Source organism: Marinobacter xestospongiae, assembly GCF_023156385.1.
Lineage (GTDB): Bacteria > Pseudomonadota > Gammaproteobacteria > Pseudomonadales > Oleiphilaceae > Marinobacter > Marinobacter xestospongiae.
Map to the genome: position 1 here is coordinate 1 of NZ_JAKZAK010000052.1, position 2518 is coordinate 2518.

Here is a 2518-nt window from a genome sequence, read left to right on the forward strand (position 1 = left end):
TAGAAACCCATGAGTAACCTGTACCGACGCTTCGCCAGCATCCTCCCCAACGAACCCCGGGACAAAGGCCGGGTGATCGCGGTACACAGTGACGGCGTGACGGTGGAACTGGTCACCGGTGACCACCGGCGGGTAAGGGGTACCGCTGCAATCGACGACCACGTCTTCATCCGCGGCGACCGAATCGAAGGTCCAGCGCCGGCCTTGAATGGATTAACTCAGGAGATCTGATATGGAGCACTCCAACGGCTGCGGCCCAGCCTGGATGAGCCGGCTCTGGCTCACCCGCAAACTGCAGCACCTGCTGTTCAACTGCTTCTTTGAAGCCAGCTGCAACAAGCACGACCAAGGCTACCAGCAAGGGGGCGACGAGATCCGGCGGTTCGAGTGCGACTGGAAGTTCTTCCAGACCATGCGGCGGGATACGCTGAGGCAGCGTGGAGTTCTGCGGCTGGTGTGCTGGGTAATGGCGGTAACGTTCTTCGCCCTGGTCAGGGTAGGGGGATGGCGGCACTTCAACTACACCGGCCGCTCACACTGAAATTGGCCCAGATCTCTCCCTGGTAGTCACGCCACTCGGCAGGTGTCGCGTTCGGCCAGACATCCATGCTGTCAGCCAGTGAGCCGGTACGTCCTGTATTCGTGGCTCAGGGTGCATTCTACAGATGCGATTAGCTCTCACCATGAGAGAATCGCTATCGGCTTTGTAAGTTATATCTTACAAGCCCGCCTAAAGCGACTTGGCATAAACATCTCTACATTGCGCCGAAACCTGCTTGTTGCCGTCAGCTTTATTTACATTCCTCATCATCACGAAGTCTCGCCTTGACTACCAGCCGACTGATATTCCGTCAAAAACGCAATGTTGACATTGTTATTGCTGGCTTTGGTCCCAAATGGAGCGACAGGAGTCATTTCCCATGATACGGATAACGGATGGCTTTGTTGGGGCGCGGAATAGCCTCGAAGAAGGGGATGATGGTCCCCCCAAGTTTTTAGATCTCCAAAGTACCCGCCTGCAATGCACTGTTTTCGGGCCCGCACAGCGCGTTTTTAGAAAATACTCAAAGAATGTGAATCGAATACCGCTTGGTCTTCCAGAGTATTGGCTGATTAGTCACCCTGATAGCGCATTTATTCTCAAAGGCTTGAGAAACAGTCCGTTGAACCTGGATCAACTTCGCCCACCCGATGTTCTGGCCGACCTAGCTAAATACTATTCACTGTCTGTTGGACAAAAGGCAAGACCCCAAAGACCTCATGTGGTTGTCGGGATATTGTTTCATCTGACACATTTTATGCAAACGAATCTGGGAAGAATCTCTCTAAGTGATTGATAGAGTGAGAATTAGAATATAGGTTTTAAGGGAAAATGTGGCGGGATATCACGTCTGGTGACGTGTTTAAACACGTCATGAGTCGTTGAATCAGTGCTATGAGCTAAGACAATCAGGAGATGGCATATGAAAATGGCCATAACCTTTACGCTAACTTCTATGCTTTTGATGCCATTGACTTTTCCGCTAGCGTATTCGCAAGATACTGCAAACGTAATTTCAGAAGAACAACAAAATATTCCACCAGAACCTAAGCGCTTACCTGCTCCCCAGAAAGGCTCCAGTGCAAAAGTAGGTTGGCTTAGTAGTTTTGAATTTGGAATGTCGATTAGTGTTCTAGTTTTCGGGCTCCTTGTGTTCGCTGTTGAGTATGTATTAATTAGATCCATTGAGTTTGAACCAGAGCAATCAATTAAGTTAATAGTTGTTACACTAATAGTTATTTCGACCCTTTTTATAATCACTGCCGGGTTTGATAGCGAGCAAATAGCTCCTGCTATGGGGTTGTTTGGAACCATTGCGGGTTATATGCTTGGACGTGCCAACAGCAAAGAAGCACATGAGGAGCAAGGAAAATGAATATTGCACTAGTGATGCTATCTTGCTTGTTTTCTATATCTCTGCCAGCATACTCACAAGAAGGTTCAGCTGATTTTCCATCAATATCAGCGGAAGCTGGTCATATCTATATAGCTAATCATACAAAACAGCGTGTTACTTTTTACCTAGAGTCAAAATACACAGATCGCACCGAGCATGTTCTTGGACCGGGTCAATCTGCAACTTTCAGTGGAGACTCTAGAGATCAATGGTTTAATATCGAAGTTTTTTCTAATAATCAGAAAGTTGCATACGGCCTAGATGCTGGTACTCGTCACTATTTTGAGTGGAGGCCAGATGGCGTATTAGATGTTTATAAATTGTCGCCTAGATAACATCGCTCATAACAAACACATGTTGGCGGACTGGCTTTCCGCTGCGCTCCAAAGCAGCCGAAAATGCGGGCGTTATATGCTAAACTCAGGTTTCAACCAACCAATATGGAGAGTTAAAATGAATGACAAAACACTAATTGACCCAACATCTGCAACCGAAATATTAAATTCTAGCCCGGATTTCTCATAGGCTGCCAACAAGTTTCGCAGACTGGTCGACCCATCGCCATGCCGGCTCAGCTCAGG

5 protein-coding genes are annotated in these 2518 nt (G+C 48.0%); all 5 read left to right on the top strand.

Translation table 11 applies throughout. The features are described from left to right. Positions 1-9 precede the first annotated feature (9 nt). The 5 genes from MLD24_RS21375 (at position 10) to MLD24_RS21395 (ending at position 2272) form a co-directional block, all read left to right on the top strand. Complete coding sequence (locus tag MLD24_RS21375) at positions 10-231, top strand: hypothetical protein (RefSeq protein ID WP_227171866.1); 222 nt, start codon at positions 10-12, stop codon at positions 229-231. A gap of 1 nt (position 232) precedes the next feature. After that, positions 233-541: a hypothetical protein gene (locus MLD24_RS21380; protein ID WP_248169340.1), complete on the top strand. Its 309-nt coding sequence runs from the start codon at positions 233-235 to the stop codon at positions 539-541. 379 nt (positions 542-920) lie between these two features. Continuing rightward, positions 921-1337: a hypothetical protein gene (locus MLD24_RS21385; protein ID WP_248169347.1), complete on the top strand. Its 417-nt coding sequence runs from the start codon at positions 921-923 to the stop codon at positions 1335-1337. 126 nt (positions 1338-1463) lie between these two features. Next, on the top strand, positions 1464-1916 hold the full coding sequence (locus MLD24_RS21390; protein WP_248169349.1) for a hypothetical protein: 453 nt from the start codon (positions 1464-1466) through the stop codon (positions 1914-1916). Beyond that, entirely contained in the window at positions 1913-2272 is a 360-nt protein-coding gene (locus MLD24_RS21395; RefSeq protein ID WP_248169351.1) for a hypothetical protein, read from the top strand. Before MLD24_RS21390 ends, MLD24_RS21395 begins: the two co-directional genes overlap by 4 nt. Positions 2273-2518 lie beyond the last annotated feature (246 nt).